This window comes from Amycolatopsis sp. NPDC003676 (genome assembly GCF_053587275.1).
This window is the reverse complement of record NZ_JBSFNS010000160.1, coordinates 1-14,312: the sequence shown is the minus strand read 5'-3', so window position 1 is coordinate 14,312 and position 14,312 is coordinate 1. Positions and strand designations below refer to the sequence as shown.

Genomic DNA, 14,312 nt, shown 5'->3' with positions numbered 1-14,312 from the left:
GGTCCTCGTCGCCCAACCCGCCGCCCCGGTACGTGAGGGGAACCCTGAGGGAATCTGATTCCCTCAGGGTTCCCCTCACGTACCTCAGCGCGGGCGGTCCCGGGGAACGGTAGGGCGGGGAAAGGGCGGCGAGGCGGGGGCGTTTCGCTGACTGGGAGACCGGTCGCTTCCCACCAAGCGGTTGCTCGGGCTTTTTCCCGGCCCCGGCTGTGCTTGCATCCCCCGCATGCTGACCATCGACAAGATCACCCAGACCGTCGCGGAGTACGCGCGCCGGCTCGAAGCGGGCGACGCGGCCAAGATCGCCGAGCTTTACGCCGAGGACGCCACCGTCGAAGACCCCACGGGCAGCGCTGTCCGCAAAGGCCGCGAAGCCATCGCCGCGTTCTACAGCGAACTCGACGGCCTCGCCCTCACCGCCGAACTGCTGACCGTCCGCGCGTCCGGCGACACGGCGGCCTTCCACCTGCGCGTGATCACCACGACCGAGGAGTTCGTCAGCTCGATCGAGCCGATCGACGTCATGACGTTCGACGAACGCGGCCGGATCACGAGCATGCGGGCGATCTGGAGCCCCGCCGACGTCGTGCACCACCGGCGTTCCAGTCAGTGAACTGTGACCGGGTTCATGGCCCCGGCGCTTGTTAAAACCGGAACGCACCGGACTGACAGCTCCCCACCTACCCTTTTCAGGAGAGCGCGATGACTTCTCTGCAACCGGACGAGATCCGCCTGATCGAAGCGGATTCGGCGCCGTCCCGCTTCGCCCGCGGCTGGCATTGCCTCGGTCTCGTCCGCGATTTCGGCGACGGGAAACCGCACACCGTGCACGCCTTCGGCACGAAACTCGTGGTGTTCCGCGGGGAGAGCGGAAAGATCAATATCCTCGATTCCTACTGCCGGCACCTCGGCGGCGACCTGTCGCAGGGCGAGGTCAAGGGCGACGAGATCGCCTGCCCGTTCCACGACTGGCGCTGGGGCGGCGACGGCCGGTGCAAGCAGATCCCGTACAGCAAACGCGTCCCCCTGCTCGCCCGCACCCGCGCGTGGACCACCTTGGAACAGGACGGCTTGCTGTTCGTCTGGCACGACCCGGAGGGCAAGAAGCCGACCGAGGAGGTCGCCATCCCGCGCATCGAGGGCGCGGAAAGCGACGAGTGGACCGACTGGCACTGGTACACGACCGTCGTGAACACCAACTGCCGCGAGATCATCGACAACGTCGTCGACATGGCGCATTTCTTTTATGTGCACGGATCGCTGCCGACGTACTTCAAGAACGTCTTCGAGGGGCACGTCGCGACCCAGTACATGAACGGCGACGCCCGCGACGACTACCCCGCGCCCGAGGGACAGCCGAAAATGCTCGGCACCACGTCCGTCGCGTCGTATTACGGCCCGTCGTTCATGATCGACGACCTGACGTATCACTACGAATTCGGCGATCACCACACGGTGCTGCTCAACTGCCACTACCCGATCTCGGCGGATTCGTTCGTGCTGCAGTACGGGATCATCGTCAAGAAGTCGGCTTCGCTGCCGGAGGACGCGGCGATGGCGTCGGCGATCGCGCTCGGCGACTACATCAAGGTCGGCTTCGAGCAGGACGTCGAGATCTGGAAGAACAAGGCCCGGATCGACAACCCGCTGCTGTGCGAGGAGGACGGGCCGGTGTACCAGCTGCGCCGCTGGTACGAGCAGTTCTACGTCGACGTCGCGGACATCCGGCCGGAGATGGTCGACCGGTTCGAGTACGAACTGGATCTCACCCGGCCGACGCAGGCGTGGCACGACGAGGTGGCGGCCAACATCGCCCGGCAGGCCAAGCCGACGGAGACCGCGCCGTGAGCGAACTCAGGACCGACAACCGGCTCGACGACGTGCCGATGCAGCCGCTGCGGTGCCAGCACTGCGCGGCGCGACTGCTGGCGCGCAAGAGCACCGTGCACCAGACGAGCCTGCAGTGGAACGCCGAGGCCGTCGAAGCCTGCGCGGAACTCGGCGCGTCGCCGATGCCGGGACCCGCGCTGGCCGGATGCTCGCGGCTCAAGGAGTCCCTCGAGGCCGAAGTCGCCGCCGGACGGCTTCGAATCGTCCAGACAGTGTGACCGCGCAGGTGCGCCGTGCCCGGTTTGCCCGGACACGGCGCACTTCTCTGTCCGCGAGCCGGTTTACAGCCGAGCGTCGATGCGCCTACACTCCGATGTGTCAGATTCTGACAGGTAGTCTCAATCTGACACACGCAGTCTCTGGAGGTGGTGTTGCAATGGCGCACATCGAGGAAGCCCCCGCGGCGATGATCGACCGCGTCGCGTCGCTGCTGGAGTCTTTCGTGGGCGAACGGCCGCTGACCCTGGCCGAGCTCGCCCGCCGCTCCCACGTGCCGCGGTCGTCGGCGCACCGGATCCTGCAGCGGCTGGTCGAACTCGGCTGGGTGGAGCGCAAGGAGTTCACCTACACGCTCGGCGTGCGGATGTTCGAACTCGGCTCGCAGTTCACCCGCCGGCGCACCGTCCCCCGCGCCGCCGTCGCGGTGATGGCCGAACTGCATCGCCGCAGCGGCCTGACGGTGTACCTGAGCATGCTGGTCGGCTCCGAGATCATGCACCTCGAACGGATCGGCTCGTGGCCGTCCGCCTCCGGGCAATGGAGCGCCGGAGCCCGGCAGCCGGTCCCGCTGACCGCCCCCGGCCGGGCGCTGCTCGCCACCCTGTCCCCCGATCATTGGCCCGAACTGCATTTCGGCCACGCGCCCACCCAGTACTCCATCCAGTCGCGCAGCCAGCTCCTGCGCGATCTCGCCCGGGTCCGCGACCGCGGAGGTGTGGCGGTGGATGCGCAGGGCACTCATCACGGCGTGACTGTCGTGGCCGCTCCGATCACCACGATGGACGACGATGGGCACTTCGCGCTGTCGGTGTGCGGGCCGACCCGGGCGCTCGATCTGGTCTCCACGATCACCGAGGTGCGCAATGCCGCCGCTACCGTGTGGCGGGTCGCCAACGGGGTCCCCACGCTGCGTCCTCGGGCGGTTCCGGAGCTTCCTGCGGTTGAGCTGCAGCTGGCCAATGGCGGGCCTGCCGCCGGTTAGCCGGCCCTCGTTGCGGAGGGCCGGCCAGCCTGGTCGTCAGGCAGTTTGGCCGCCGTCGATCACGAAGTCCTGTCCGGTGCAGTAACTGCTGGCGTCGCTGGCGAGGAAGGCCACCAACGCGGCCACCTCAGCCGTCGTGCCGGGACGCGGGATCGGCTGGCCCGCCACCGCGCCGCCGCCCGCGCGGGTCGTTTCGGAGATCATCTGCGTGTCGATCGCGCCCGGGCAGACACAGTTGACCCGGATGCCGAACTCGCCAAGCTCCTTCGCCGCGGATTTGCTCGCGCCGCGCAGTCCCCATTTCGAGGCGCTGTATCCCAGCCCGCCCGCGAAACCCGTCAACCCCGCGGTCGAGGCGACGTTGATGATCGAACCACCGCGTTCGCGCATCAACGGCAGCACGGCCTGCATCCCGAGAACCGGCCCGATCAAGTTGACGCCCAAGGTTTGCGCGAGGTGGTCTTCCTCGAAGCTCTCCAACGGTGCCTTGCGGTAGAACCCAGCATTGTTGACGAGCACGTCGATCCGGCCGAACTCGGCGCGCACACGTTCCATCGCGGCAGCCCAGTTTTCCTTGCTGCGCACGTCCAATCCGACGGAGAGCGTCTCGCCGTCGATCTCTGCCGCCACCGCGGCGGTATCGTCCAGGTCGGCCAGCACGACGCGTGCGCCTAACCGCGCTGCTGTCCGGGCATGCTCAGCTCCTTGCCCCTGCGCGGCGCCGGTGACGAACACGACCTTGTCCCGCAGCTCCACCAGCTGATCAGTCAACGTTCCACTTCCCTCGGCTCGGAGTACGCCTTTCCAGCAGGCGCTCGGTCGCGGCGAAGGTACCTTCGCCGGAAGGAAGAGCGGAGTGCATGCGTCGGCTGAGCGGACACCTCCTTGAGTTGACCACCACGGCGCGGGCTCGTAGACTCCACCAAGCGCTTGCTTTGTCACGCCTGATGGAAGAAGACGGCCCTTGAAGGATTTCGACGGCAAGCCGGGCGTCGCGGTCGTGACCGGAGGCACTGGAGGGCTGGGCGCCGCGATCTGCCGGACCCTCGCCGAACGCGGCTGCGCGATCGCCTTCACTTACCGCAGCAATCACGAAGCAGCGGACAAATTGGCAGTCGAACTCGGCGCGACGGCCGATTCTCTCGACCTCACGGATCCCGCGCAGAGCAAGGCGTACGTCGACAGCGTGGTCGAACGTTTCGGAGCGATCCACACCCTCGTCCACGCCGCTGGACCGCTCGTCCCGCAACAGCATCTATCCACAGTGGACCCCGAAGACTTCGGCAGGCACCTCGCCGCGGAAGCAGCTGCCTTCTTCAACCTCGTCCGCCCGGCATTGCCCGCGCTGCGAGCCAGCAAGGGTTCGATCGTGGCGGTCACCACCGCGGCGACCCGGCGTTACCCGGTCCGCGACGGTCTTTCCGCCGGTCCCAAGGGCGCGATCGAAGCGACCGCCCGGGCCCTCGCCGCCGAGGAAGGCAGGTTCGGCGTCCGCGTCAACTGCGTCGGGCCGGGGATGCTGACCGACGGCATGGCCGCGGACCTGATGGCGCGTGGCGACCTCGACGAGCGCGCCCTTGCGGCGGCCCGGAGCGCCATCCCGTTGCGCACCTTCGGCGGTGCGCAGGACGTCGCGGAGGCGGTGTGTTTCCTGGCATCGGACCGGGCCGGGTTCATCAGCGGGCAGAAGCTCGACGTGGACGGCGGCTACGGCGTCTGATCGCCACGGGCCCGCAGCCGGTCTAGCTCTCCCGGCCGCCGATGAACTCCTCGACCATCCCGGGCACGTCGCGGGCCTTCCCGATCAGCGCCGCGTGCATCATCCCCACCTGCAAGTCCTCCTGCCGCACCAGATACTCCAGGAAATCCCCCGGCGGGCCGGACGAGGCCAGGATACGGAGGTCTTCCGCGTACTCGACCGTCCTCGGGTACGCGATTCGCAGCAGTTCGCGCAGCAAGGGTTTCGGGGTGTGCCCGGTGAGCCAGCCCCGCAAGCGCGTCCGCGGACTCGGCTGATAGCGGATCGACAGGCGCTCCGCGGCGGCCCGGTACCGAGGCGCGCTGAAAGCCTCCAACCGGGCGTAGCCCGCGAAGAACGGGCCAAGCTCGTGCCCGGCGGCGCGGGTGGCGAGCAGCGACATCGAGATCCGCGCGAACTCGCGGTTCGCCAGCTCGAAACGGAAGCCGTCCTCGAAGTCGGTGAATTTCACGATTCCACTCCTCGATCGTCGAGCACAGCGGCGACTTCGCGCGCCACCCGCTGGCCGGATTCGAGTGCGCCTTCGATGTATCCGGCGTGTTCGGCGGCGGTCTCGGCGCCCGCCCAGTGCACGTGGCCGATCGGGTCGGCGGGGATCGGGAAGTAGCCGTCGCGGCTGCCGGGTTTCGGGAGGGCGGAGTAGCCGCCGCCGGCGTGGTCGTCCAGGTGCCAGGCCTTTTCATGAAAGCTCGCCGGTGACAGGACTTCCGCGCCCAGCCGTGCGGCGAGCGGGCCTAGGACCAGGTCACGCCGTTCGTCCGGGGTCAGCGCGTCAAGTTCGCGCGCTGGGCTGCCGCCGATCAGCACGCACAGGTGTCCCGGGCCGCCGGGCGGCGAGGTGTCGAAGGTGACCGAGGAGGGCTTGTCGAGGACGACGAGTTCGGCCTCGTTCCGATCCCGCCAAAACGGACGTTCGTAAACCGCGATCGCTTTGTACACCGAGCCCAGATACATGTTCTCCGCCAGCCGCGCGCGGGCGGGCGGGAGCGGCGGGTCGAATGCGATCCGCGCGGCGGTCGGCGGCGGGACAGTGACGATCGCCTTCCTTGCCGAAACCACGCCGGACAGCGTCTCCACAGTTACGCCGCCTGCCGCGGAACGCACGGCGGTCACCCGGCTGTCCGTCCGCACCCGGCTGCCCAGTTCAGCGGCCAACCGCTCCGCGAGCGTTCCGGCGCCCTCGGCCAGGAGGCTGTCCTGCGCGCCGCCCTTGGTCGCCATCATCGCGGCCAGCCCGCCTTGGTGCCGGATCATCGAGGCGAACGCGTGCATCGTCAGGAGGTCGAGGTCGGCGCAGCTCGACGCCGCGACGAGGGCTTCGAGGACCCGTCGCGAACGCCGTCCGGGCGACTTGGCGATCCACTGCCCCACCGTCGTGTGCTCCCACTTCGCGGGGGCGCCGAGCTTCGCCCGCAGTTCCCACACGGCCAGCGCCAGGTTCGCCGCGGCCATCGTAGAGCTCGGCACGGACTTGGCATCGTCGACCACGACGGGGTGTTTTGGCGTGTGCATGGGGAAGACGGTCCCGCCGAGTTCCTTCGCCAATGTTTCGAACCGATGGTGGCCGTGGCCGATCCACTGGCCGCCGAGGTCCAGCCGGGACCCCAGCGCGGAGGTCTCCGACAGGACACGGCCGCCCACTCGGCCGGCGGATTCAAGCACGACGACGTCGATCCCGGCGCGGTGCAGGTCGCGGGCCGCGACCAGCCCGGCCATTCCGGCCCCGACGATCGCCACGGCGGTTTCAGGCGACGACGTCATTCTGTTCCCTCCGAACGGACTCATTGCGGTGTCGCGTCACGGCGACTGCCGCACCGAGCACGGCGGCGATCGGAAGCAGCCACGGCAGGTAGTCCAGTTGTTTCACCGAGCCCGCGGCCAACACCGAGTAGTTCGTGATCATGTAAACGAGTCCCACCACCAGTCCGATACCGCCGAGCGCGGGCGCGACAATGGCGAGCAGAACGGGTTCGCCCTCGCGGCGACGAAGGAAGAACCCGACGATCGACGCCGCGGCGACGGCTTGAAGCACCACGATGCCGAGCACGCCGAATCCGAACAGGCTGACTCCCATGCCGAGATAAGGATCCTTGCCCGCCAGGCCAAAGGCCGCAGTCACAAGAGCGACGAGAAACAGCTGCGACGCACTCGCAGCGACCGGCGAGCCGTAACGCGGATGCGTGCGCGTGAGCCAGTGCGGCAGCAGACCGGCGCGGGCGAGCGCGAACTGATACCTGGCCGTATTGCAATGAAAGGCAAGGAACGCCGCGAAAAGACTCGTCACCACGAGAACGGCCATCACGTCGGACATGCTCTGGGAGAGCGTCGACGCCATCGCCTTGAACATGAAGTTCTCCGGATCCGCCTGCGCCGCGGCTTTCGCGTTCGAGAAACCGTAGGAGGTGATGGCCGCCCACATGGTCAGCAAATAGAAGATCGTGATCGCACCCAGCGCGAGGTAAGTCGCGCGCGGCACGCTGCGCCGCGGGTTCTTGGCTTCTTCGCCGTACAGCGCGGTCGCTTCGAAACCGGCGAACGAGCCGAACGCGAGCATCAGGCTGATCCCGAAGCCGCCGCCGAACACGACGCTCGGCCGGAACACGCTGAGCGAGAAGCCGTGGAATCCATTGTGGACCAGGACGGCGACGTCGAAGGCGAGCAGCACCAGCACTTCCGCCGCGAGCAGCACCGCCAGCGCTTTCGCGCTCAGCGTGACCTCGAAGTAGGACAATGCCGCGACCGCCGCGAGGGCGACCACCGCCCAGGTCGCCCAGCCGAGGTGCAGGCCGAACTGCCCGGCGACGACGTCGGAGAAATACGCCAGCGAACCGAAAATGCCGATCGTTCCGGCGTTGTAGGTGACCAGCGCCAGGCAGGCCGCGGCGCCGCCGGCGGCTTTGCCGAGCCCCTCCCTGGCATAGGTGTAGAAGCCGCCGGTGTTGGTGATGCGGCGGCTCATCTGGACGTAACCCGTCGCGAACAGCGCCAGGACCACTCCGGCGATGAGGTAGGTCCCGGGCACCCCCGGGCCGTTGCCGAGGGCGACGGACAACGACAGGACTGCGACGACCACGCCCATCGGCGCGACGCCGGCGAGCACGAAGAACACGATGTCGGTGGTGCTGAGTGCGCCCTTTTCGAGCTGCTCGTCGGCAGCGCCGGGCGGAAGGCTGGAGTTCATGGCGGCACCGTCCTCGGGGGACCGGATCGGACTGGAAAGTCGGACGTCCGTCCGAGAACAGTAGGTCAGCGGTCGGGGCGAAGCAACACTCTCCGCCGGAACGGGTTATTTCGCGGCGCCGCGGACCCTGGCCACCGGCTGCGGGTCGGCGAGCATGACGAGCATGTCGAGCGCGTGGTTCAGGTCGCGGTGCGACCGCTCGGAGTCGGGGTTCGCGACGTGCTGCAGGATCAGCCCGTCGACGACCGCGAGGCTGATCCGGCCGAGCACGTCGAAGCCGACCGCGCAGCGCTCCCCCGCCGCCTGCGCGGCCTGCTCGCAGAACCGGGTGACCAGCGTCGTGTACCGCTCGTACTGCAGGTGCGCGAGCCCGCCCGCACCCTCGGCGCGCAGCGAGTAGGTGGCCAGTTCGTACTGCATGATCTGCAGGCCGAGGCGGCTTTCCACCAGGCGGTTCCAGAAGTTCAGGACGCCGGCGCGCAGGGCGTGCTCGACGCCTTTGTCCAGTTCGAGGCCCGCGCGCAGGGTCGCGGCGATCTCGTCGATGACGGTCGTCAGCACGGACTGCAGCAGCAGGTCCTTCGACGGGAACACGTAGTGCAGCGTGCCCAGCGAGATGCCCGCCTCCGCGGCGACGGCGCGCAGGGTCGTGGCGGGCACGCCCACCTCGCTCAGGACGTTGACCGCCGCGCCGACGATCTGCTGCTCGCGTTCTGCTGCCTTGACGTAGGCCACTGGACTCCTGCTCCCCGCTCGGTCGTGCGCCCCGGACGGCCGGGCGTCCGGGAATTCCCGGCACCACTCTTGCACGTCCGGCCTCCGGTGCCTACTTTAAAGTCGGACAACCGACCGAGATCTCAAGGTGGAGATATGACGGACTGTGACGTGGCGGTGGTCGGAGCCGGGCTCGCCGGCCTGTGCGCGGCCAAGGCGCTGAAGGCGGCCGGCCGGAGCGTGCTCGTGCTGGAGGCGAGGGACCGCGTCGCGGGCCGGAATCTCGGCGGCGAGCTGGCGAACGGCGTGCCGGTCGAGCTGGGCGGCCAGTGGATCGGCCAAACCCAGACCGAGGTGCTCGCGCTCGTCCGAGAACTCGGGCTGGAGACGTACGCGACCTACGACAAGGGCGCGGCGGTCACGCTCTACAACGGGACTCGCACCCAGTACGAGGACGAAACCTTCGGGCTTTCCGAGGCGGCGGCGATCGAAGTGGGCCGCATGCAAGCGGAGCTGGAAGCGATCGCGGAGACTGTGTCGCTGTCCTCGCCGTGGCTGTCCCCCGGCGCTGGCGAACTGGACCGGCAAACCCTGGCGGAATGGTTGCGCGCCAACACGGACAACGCCGAGGCGCTGGCGTTCTGGGACGCCGTCGTGCCTGCGCTCTTCTCCGCCGAAGCGTCCGAAATGGCCTTGCTGCACTTCCTTTTCTACATCAAATCGGGCGGTCTGCTCGACATCCTCGTCGGCACGACCGGCGGCGCCCAGGAACTGCGCGTCGTCGGCGGCACGCACCAGATCTCCGAGCGGCTCGCCGCCGAGCTCGGCGAGGGAACGGTCCGGCTCAGCAGCCCGGTCCGCACGATCAGCCACCACAGCGACGGCGTGGAGGTGCACTACGACGGCGGTTCGGTCACTGCGCGGCACGTCATCGTCGCGATCCCGCCGACCCTGGCCGGACGCCTGACCTATCAGCCCGCGCTCGCCGGTTCGCGCGACGGCCTCACCCAGCAGATCCCGATGGGGTCGGTCATCAAGATCCAGGTCGCGTACCCGACTCCGTTCTGGCGCGAGGACGGACTGAACGGTTTCGCGTTCAGCCTCGACGACCAGCTCAGCGTCACGCTCGACAACTCGCCGCCGGACGCCTCCTGCGGCGTCCTGGTCGGCTTCTTCGAAGGCGCGCACGCTCGCAGCGCGGCGCGGATGAGCGCGGAAGACCGTCGCAGCGCCGCCGTCGTGACGCTCACGAAACTGTTCGGCCCGCGGGCGGCCGAGCCGATCGATTACGTCGAGCAGAACTGGATGGACGAGGAGTACACCCGCGGCTGCTACGGCGGACGGCTCGGCGCGGGCGTGTGGACGCAATACGGCGCGGCACTGGCCGAGCCGATCGGCCGGATCCATTGGGCGGGCGCGGAAACCGCCGAGGTGTGGAACGGCTACATGGACGGCGCGGTCCGGTCCGGCCGTCGCGCCGCCGCCGAGGTGCTCGCGGAGCAGGAGTCGTGAAAACCTTGGACGCCGCGCGGCTCGACGGTCTCGTCGAGGAACTCCGCCAGGGCGAGCGGACCTGGGCCCGGCTTTCTCTCGGCGACCGGCTCGATCTGCTCGCCGCGACGTCGTCCGCGCTCCAGGAGCATGCTCAGGAATGGGTCGAGATCGCCTGCGGGATCAAGGGATTGCCGACCGATTCCCCGTTGGCCGGCGAGGAATGGATCAGCGGACCGTACGCGGTGCTCAGCAGCATCGGCGCGCTCTCGGAGACGCTTGAAGCGCTGCGTGCCGGGCGGAGTCCGCTCGACGGCTTCCGGCTTTCCGCCGCCCCGGACGGCCGGACGACGGTCCGGGTTCTCCCCCACGGGATCTTCGATCGCTTGCTGCTCAACGGTTTCACCGCCGAGGTCTGGTCGCGGCCGGACGTGTCCGCGAAGCAATTCGCCGACGCCGCCGGACTGGCCCAGCGAGACCCGGCGAAGACCGGCGGCGTCGGTGTCGTGCTCGGCGCCGGGAACATCTTTTCCATCGCACCGCTGGACACGCTGTACGAATTGTTCGCCCACAACCGGGTTGTCCTGCTCAAGCTGAACCCGATCACCGATCCGCTCCTGCCGGTCCTCGAGAAGGTCTTCGCGGCCTTGATCGAACGCGGCCTGGTCCGCATCGTCACCGGCGGCGCGGACGTCGGCGCGGCGGCCGTCGACCATCCCGGCATCGGCCACGTGCACATCACCGGCAGCATCAAGTCCCACGACGCCATCGTGTTCGGGCCGGGCGAAGACCGCCGGACCGTCCGGCTGGACAAGCCGATCACCAGCGAACTCGGCGGGGTGTCGCCGACGATCGTCGTTCCGGGCCGCTGGTCCGCCCGGGATTTGGCGTTCCAGGCCGAACACGTCGTCACGCAGAAGCTGCACAACAACGGGTACAACTGCGTCGCGTCGCAAGTCCTGGTGCTCAGCAGCGATTGGGAACAGAAAGACGCTTTCCTCGCCGCGCTGCGCAAAGCGTATGCCGCGGCCAGGAAACGCACTCCCTACTATCCGGGCAGCGGCACCCGCTGCGAGGCCGCGCTCGCCGAGCACCCGGCCGCGGAACGCTGGGAAGGCCGGCTTCTCCTCGACGTGCCCGCGGACGGCGACGTCGCTTTCACCGAGGAGTACTTCGGCCCGGTCCTGGCGGTCACGCAGCTTCCAGGAGATCCGCGGCAGTTCCTCGACCGAGCCGTCGACTTCGCGAACGAGAAGCTGGCCGGGACGCTGGGCGCGAACATCGTGCTCCACCCGCGGACGGAACGGCGTCTGGGCAGCAGCTTCGCCGAGGCGATCACGCGCCTGCGGTACGGCACCATCGCGATCAACGCGTGGACCGGCGTCGGCTACCTGACCGCCCGCGCCTCGTGGGGCGCGTTTCCCGGGCATCCGCTCACCGACGTCCAGAGCGGGATCGGCGTAGTGCACAACGCGCTGCTGCTCGACCACGTCGAACGGACCGTCGTGCACGGGCCGTTTCGGCCGTTCCCCCGGTCGATCGCCACCGGGCAGCTCGCGATCTCGCCCCGCCCGCCGTGGTTCGTCACCAACCGCACGGCGCGGGTCACCGGACGCCGCCTGGCCGCGTTCGCCGGCCGCCCCGGCTGGTCCAAGCTGCCCGGGATCTTCGCGTCCGCGCTCCGGGGCTAGCGTCCTGACGTGAGGATTTGCCTCTTAAATCATATGCACCACTAATGGTATGTTGCGCTCACGATATCCGCCCACCCGAAAGGACCCGGCCATGACTCTCGCCGGAAAGACCGTCCTGATGTCCGGCGGCAGCCGCGGCATCGGCCTGGCCATCGCGACCCGCGCGGCGCGCGACGGGGCGAACGTCGTCCTGCTCGCGAAGACCGCCGAACCGCATCCGAAGCTCGAAGGCACCGTCTACACCGCCGCGAAGGAGATCGAAACGGCCGGCGGCCAGGCGCTGCCGATCGTCGGCGACGTGCGGTCCGAGGACGACGTCCTCTCCGCGGCCGAAGCGGCGGCGGAGCAGTTCGGCGGCATCGACATCGTCGTGAACAACGCGAGCGCGCTCGACCGGTCCGGCACCGAAGCGCTCTCGATGAAGCGCTACGACCTCATGCAGGACATCAACACCCGAGGCACGTTCTTGCTCAGCAAGGCGGCGATCCCGCACCTGCGCAAGGCCGCGAACGCGCACATCCTGACGCTGTCGCCGCCGCTGAACCTCTCCCCCGAGTGGATCGGGGCGCACCTGGGCTACACGCTTTCCAAGTACGGGATGAGCCTCTGCACGGTCGGCCTCGCCGAGGAACTCAAAGCGGACGGGATCGCAGCGAATTCGCTGTGGCCGCGCACGCTGATCGACACCGCCGCGGTACGCAACATCATCGGCGGCGAGAACCAAGCGCGCACGCCGTCAATCGTGGCCGACGCCGCGTACGCGATCCTCACCCGGCCGTCCCGCGAATGCACCGGAAACCTCTTCATCGACGACGAGGTGCTCGCCGCCGAGGGCGTCACGGATCTGTCCGGCTATCAGCGCGGGGACGGCGAACTGGCGCTGGACATTTTCGTCGACCCGGTCTGATCCCGCATCCGGTCGAACTCCCCCGGCAGCACGGCGCCCTCGTTCATTTTGGCGAGCAGCTTGTGCAGGGAATCGTGGGAACGCTGCGGAAGGTCGCTGAGCACGTGCCGGTCGAGGTCGGCCAGCACCGTGTTCGCCTTGCGCAGCGTCTCCCGGCCCGCGTCGCTGAGGTCGACGACGTAGCGCCGCCGGTCCTCGGGATCGCGGGCGCGCGCGGCCAGCCCGAGCGACTCGAGATCGTCCAGGCTGCTGACCATCGTCGCCGGGTCGATCCGCAGGTACGACCCCAGCGACAGCTGGGACATCGGCCCGTTGTCGGCCAGCGCCTGCAGCACGCTGTAGTGGCGGACCCGCAGGCCCAGCCCGTGCAGCCAGTCCTCGGCGAGGCGGAACGCGACCTGGCCGAGCTTGACCAGGAGACAGCTGGTGTGCTCCCCGATCCCGCCCGGCACCAACGGACCAGACATCGTTTCCCCTGCCCATCGTTAGCGGAACGTACGATTCCCGATGATACGGGCCGGGGACCGGCGGACGCGCGGATCGGGTGCGCTGCGCCGCGCCGGGCCCGGCAGGCGTTAATCTGGCCTGACCCGACAGCGCGAGAACACGGAACCCAGGTGAACCAGACCGGAGCACAGCCGCCAGCCGGAACGCAGGCCATCCGCCGAGCGCTCGGCATCCTGCGGCTCCTCATGGACGAGGACGGGGAGCTCACGCTGTCCGCGATCGCCCGCAAACTGGACCTCACGCCGGGCACGACGCACCGGGTCGTGCGCGCGCTGAGCTCCGACGGGCTCGTCGCGCACAACCCCCGCACCGACAGCTACCACCTCGGCCCCGGCGCCATCCTGCTCGGCCAGGCCGCCCAGCGCGTGCACGGGCTGCAGCTGGCGTTGCCGGTCATCCAGCGGATCAACGCGGACACCGGCGAGTCGGTCAACATCACGATTCGAGAGGGTGCCGAGTCGGTGGTGCTGCTGCGCGCGCAGTCGACGCTCCCGTTGCGGTTCGAGCAGCATCCCGGCGCGCGGTTTCCGTTGTATGCCACGGCTTCCGGCAAGGCGATGCTCGCCAATTCCCTCGACGCGGAGTCCTATCTCGCGAGCCTTCCGGCGGAATTGCCCGCGTTGACGTCGCACACGCTCGCCACCCGGGACGCCCTCGCGCTGGAGCTGGCCGAGACGCGCGATCGCGGGTACAGCATCGACAATGAGGAGAACGTCGCCGGGGTGCGCTGCGTCGGGGCTGGGGTGCTGGACGAACGTGGTCTGGCGCGGGCGGCTGTGGTGATCCAGGTGCCTACGGTGCGGCTGCCGGAGGATCGGGTTCCGGAGTTGGGCGCGCTCGCGGTTGAGGCGGCGAAGGAGATCGCGCCGTTCCTGCCCCCGGACCGCCTCACTGGGTAGGCCAGTTGTACGTGAGGGGAACCCTGAGGGAATCTGATTCCCTCAGGGTTCCCCTCACGTACCACGCCTCAC

General features: G+C 68.8%; 15 protein-coding genes. 9 read left to right on the top strand and 6 right to left on the bottom strand.

Features of this window, described 5'->3' with window-relative positions:
* Positions 1-226 precede the first annotated feature (226 nt).
* The 4 genes from ACWDNU_RS42180 to ACWDNU_RS42165 all read left to right on the top strand — a co-directional run bounded on the left by ACWDNU_RS42180 (position 227) and on the right by ACWDNU_RS42165 (position 3,091).
* Positions 227-613 carry a nuclear transport factor 2 family protein gene (locus tag ACWDNU_RS42180; RefSeq protein ID WP_449672973.1) on the top strand — a complete coding sequence of 129 codons (387 nt, stop codon included), beginning with the start codon at positions 227-229 and terminating at the stop codon, positions 611-613.
* Between the two features lie 89 nt (positions 614-702).
* Positions 703-1,848, top strand: coding sequence for a Rieske 2Fe-2S domain-containing protein (locus ACWDNU_RS42175; RefSeq protein WP_449672972.1), 1,146 nt, complete (start codon positions 703-705; stop codon positions 1,846-1,848).
* The gene (locus tag ACWDNU_RS42170; RefSeq protein ID WP_449672971.1) at positions 1,845-2,108 is read left to right on the top strand and encodes a ferredoxin; all 264 of its coding nucleotides are present in this window, start codon (positions 1,845-1,847) and stop codon (positions 2,106-2,108) included. The genes ACWDNU_RS42175 and ACWDNU_RS42170 overlap by 4 nt, the downstream gene beginning before the upstream one ends.
* A 158-nt stretch (positions 2,109-2,266) precedes the next feature.
* Positions 2,267-3,091 carry an IclR family transcriptional regulator gene (locus ACWDNU_RS42165; RefSeq protein WP_370936183.1) on the top strand — a complete coding sequence of 275 codons (825 nt, stop codon included), beginning with the start codon at positions 2,267-2,269 and terminating at the stop codon, positions 3,089-3,091.
* A gap of 36 nt (positions 3,092-3,127) precedes the next feature.
* Here the strand turns inward: ACWDNU_RS42165 and ACWDNU_RS42160 are convergent, their stop codons facing one another.
* Positions 3,128-3,862, bottom strand: a complete 735-nt coding sequence (locus ACWDNU_RS42160; RefSeq protein ID WP_449672970.1) for an SDR family NAD(P)-dependent oxidoreductase — start codon at positions 3,860-3,862, stop codon at positions 3,128-3,130.
* 193 nt (positions 3,863-4,055) lie between these two features.
* Between ACWDNU_RS42160 and ACWDNU_RS42155 the strand changes: the two genes are divergently transcribed.
* The gene (locus ACWDNU_RS42155; RefSeq protein ID WP_449672969.1) at positions 4,056-4,811 is read left to right on the top strand and encodes an SDR family NAD(P)-dependent oxidoreductase; all 756 of its coding nucleotides are present in this window, start codon (positions 4,056-4,058) and stop codon (positions 4,809-4,811) included.
* Between the two features lie 22 nt (positions 4,812-4,833).
* Here the strand turns inward: ACWDNU_RS42155 and ACWDNU_RS42150 are convergent, their stop codons facing one another.
* The 4 genes from ACWDNU_RS42150 to ACWDNU_RS42135 form a co-directional block, all read right to left on the bottom strand.
* Positions 4,834-5,301 carry a hypothetical protein gene (locus tag ACWDNU_RS42150; protein WP_449672968.1) on the bottom strand — a complete coding sequence of 156 codons (468 nt, stop codon included), beginning with the start codon at positions 5,299-5,301 and terminating at the stop codon, positions 4,834-4,836.
* Positions 5,298-6,611 (bottom strand): flavin monoamine oxidase family protein, encoded by a 1,314-nt coding sequence (locus ACWDNU_RS42145; RefSeq protein ID WP_449672967.1) that lies wholly within the window; start codon positions 6,609-6,611, stop codon positions 5,298-5,300. Before ACWDNU_RS42145 ends, ACWDNU_RS42150 begins: the two co-directional genes overlap by 4 nt.
* Positions 6,595-8,031: an APC family permease gene (locus ACWDNU_RS42140; protein WP_449672966.1), complete on the bottom strand. Its 1,437-nt coding sequence runs from the start codon at positions 8,029-8,031 to the stop codon at positions 6,595-6,597. The genes ACWDNU_RS42145 and ACWDNU_RS42140 overlap by 17 nt, the downstream gene beginning before the upstream one ends.
* Positions 8,032-8,136: 105 nt before the next feature.
* Entirely contained in the window at positions 8,137-8,766 is a 630-nt protein-coding gene (locus ACWDNU_RS42135; protein ID WP_344286395.1) for a TetR/AcrR family transcriptional regulator, read from the bottom strand.
* 135 nt (positions 8,767-8,901) lie between these two features.
* Between ACWDNU_RS42135 and ACWDNU_RS42130 the strand changes: the two genes are divergently transcribed.
* From ACWDNU_RS42130 to ACWDNU_RS42120, 3 genes are all read left to right on the top strand, one after another.
* Positions 8,902-10,257: a flavin monoamine oxidase family protein gene (locus ACWDNU_RS42130; protein WP_449672965.1), complete on the top strand. Its 1,356-nt coding sequence runs from the start codon at positions 8,902-8,904 to the stop codon at positions 10,255-10,257.
* Entirely contained in the window at positions 10,254-11,927 is a 1,674-nt protein-coding gene (locus ACWDNU_RS42125; protein WP_449672964.1) for an aldehyde dehydrogenase family protein, read from the top strand. The genes ACWDNU_RS42130 and ACWDNU_RS42125 overlap by 4 nt, the downstream gene beginning before the upstream one ends.
* Positions 11,928-12,018: 91 nt before the next feature.
* A complete protein-coding gene (locus tag ACWDNU_RS42120) occupies positions 12,019-12,834 on the top strand; it encodes an SDR family oxidoreductase (protein WP_449672963.1) in 816 nt (271 codons plus the stop codon).
* Here the strand turns inward: ACWDNU_RS42120 and ACWDNU_RS42115 are convergent.
* Positions 12,783-13,301, bottom strand: a complete 519-nt coding sequence (locus tag ACWDNU_RS42115) for a MarR family winged helix-turn-helix transcriptional regulator (protein WP_370936177.1) — start codon at positions 13,299-13,301, stop codon at positions 12,783-12,785. The genes ACWDNU_RS42120 and ACWDNU_RS42115 overlap by 52 nt on opposite strands.
* Positions 13,302-13,451: 150 nt before the next feature.
* Between ACWDNU_RS42115 and ACWDNU_RS42110 the strand changes: the two genes are divergently transcribed.
* Positions 13,452-14,240, top strand: coding sequence for an IclR family transcriptional regulator (locus ACWDNU_RS42110; protein WP_449672962.1), 789 nt, complete (start codon positions 13,452-13,454; stop codon positions 14,238-14,240).
* The last annotated feature ends 72 nt before the right edge of the window (positions 14,241-14,312 follow it).

Excerpts from the sequence above, each read along its gene's own strand:
- ACWDNU_RS42180 (WP_449672973.1), top strand. The coding sequence starts at position 227 with ATGCTGACCATCGACAAGATCACCCAGACCGTCGCGGAGTACGCGCGC.
- ACWDNU_RS42175 (WP_449672972.1), top strand. The coding sequence starts at position 703 with ATGACTTCTCTGCAACCGGACGAGATCCGCCTGATCGAAGCGGATTCG.
- ACWDNU_RS42165 (WP_370936183.1), top strand. The coding sequence starts at position 2,267 with ATGGCGCACATCGAGGAAGCCCCCGCGGCGATGATCGACCGCGTCGCG.
- ACWDNU_RS42145 (WP_449672967.1), bottom strand. The coding sequence starts at position 6,611 with ATGACGTCGTCGCCTGAAACCGCCGTGGCGATCGTCGGGGCCGGAATG.
- ACWDNU_RS42140 (WP_449672966.1), bottom strand. The coding sequence starts at position 8,031 with ATGAACTCCAGCCTTCCGCCCGGCGCTGCCGACGAGCAGCTCGAAAAG.
- ACWDNU_RS42130 (WP_449672965.1), top strand. The coding sequence starts at position 8,902 with ATGACGGACTGTGACGTGGCGGTGGTCGGAGCCGGGCTCGCCGGCCTG.
- ACWDNU_RS42120 (WP_449672963.1), top strand. The coding sequence starts at position 12,019 with ATGACTCTCGCCGGAAAGACCGTCCTGATGTCCGGCGGCAGCCGCGGC.
- ACWDNU_RS42115 (WP_370936177.1), bottom strand. The coding sequence starts at position 13,301 with ATGTCTGGTCCGTTGGTGCCGGGCGGGATCGGGGAGCACACCAGCTGT.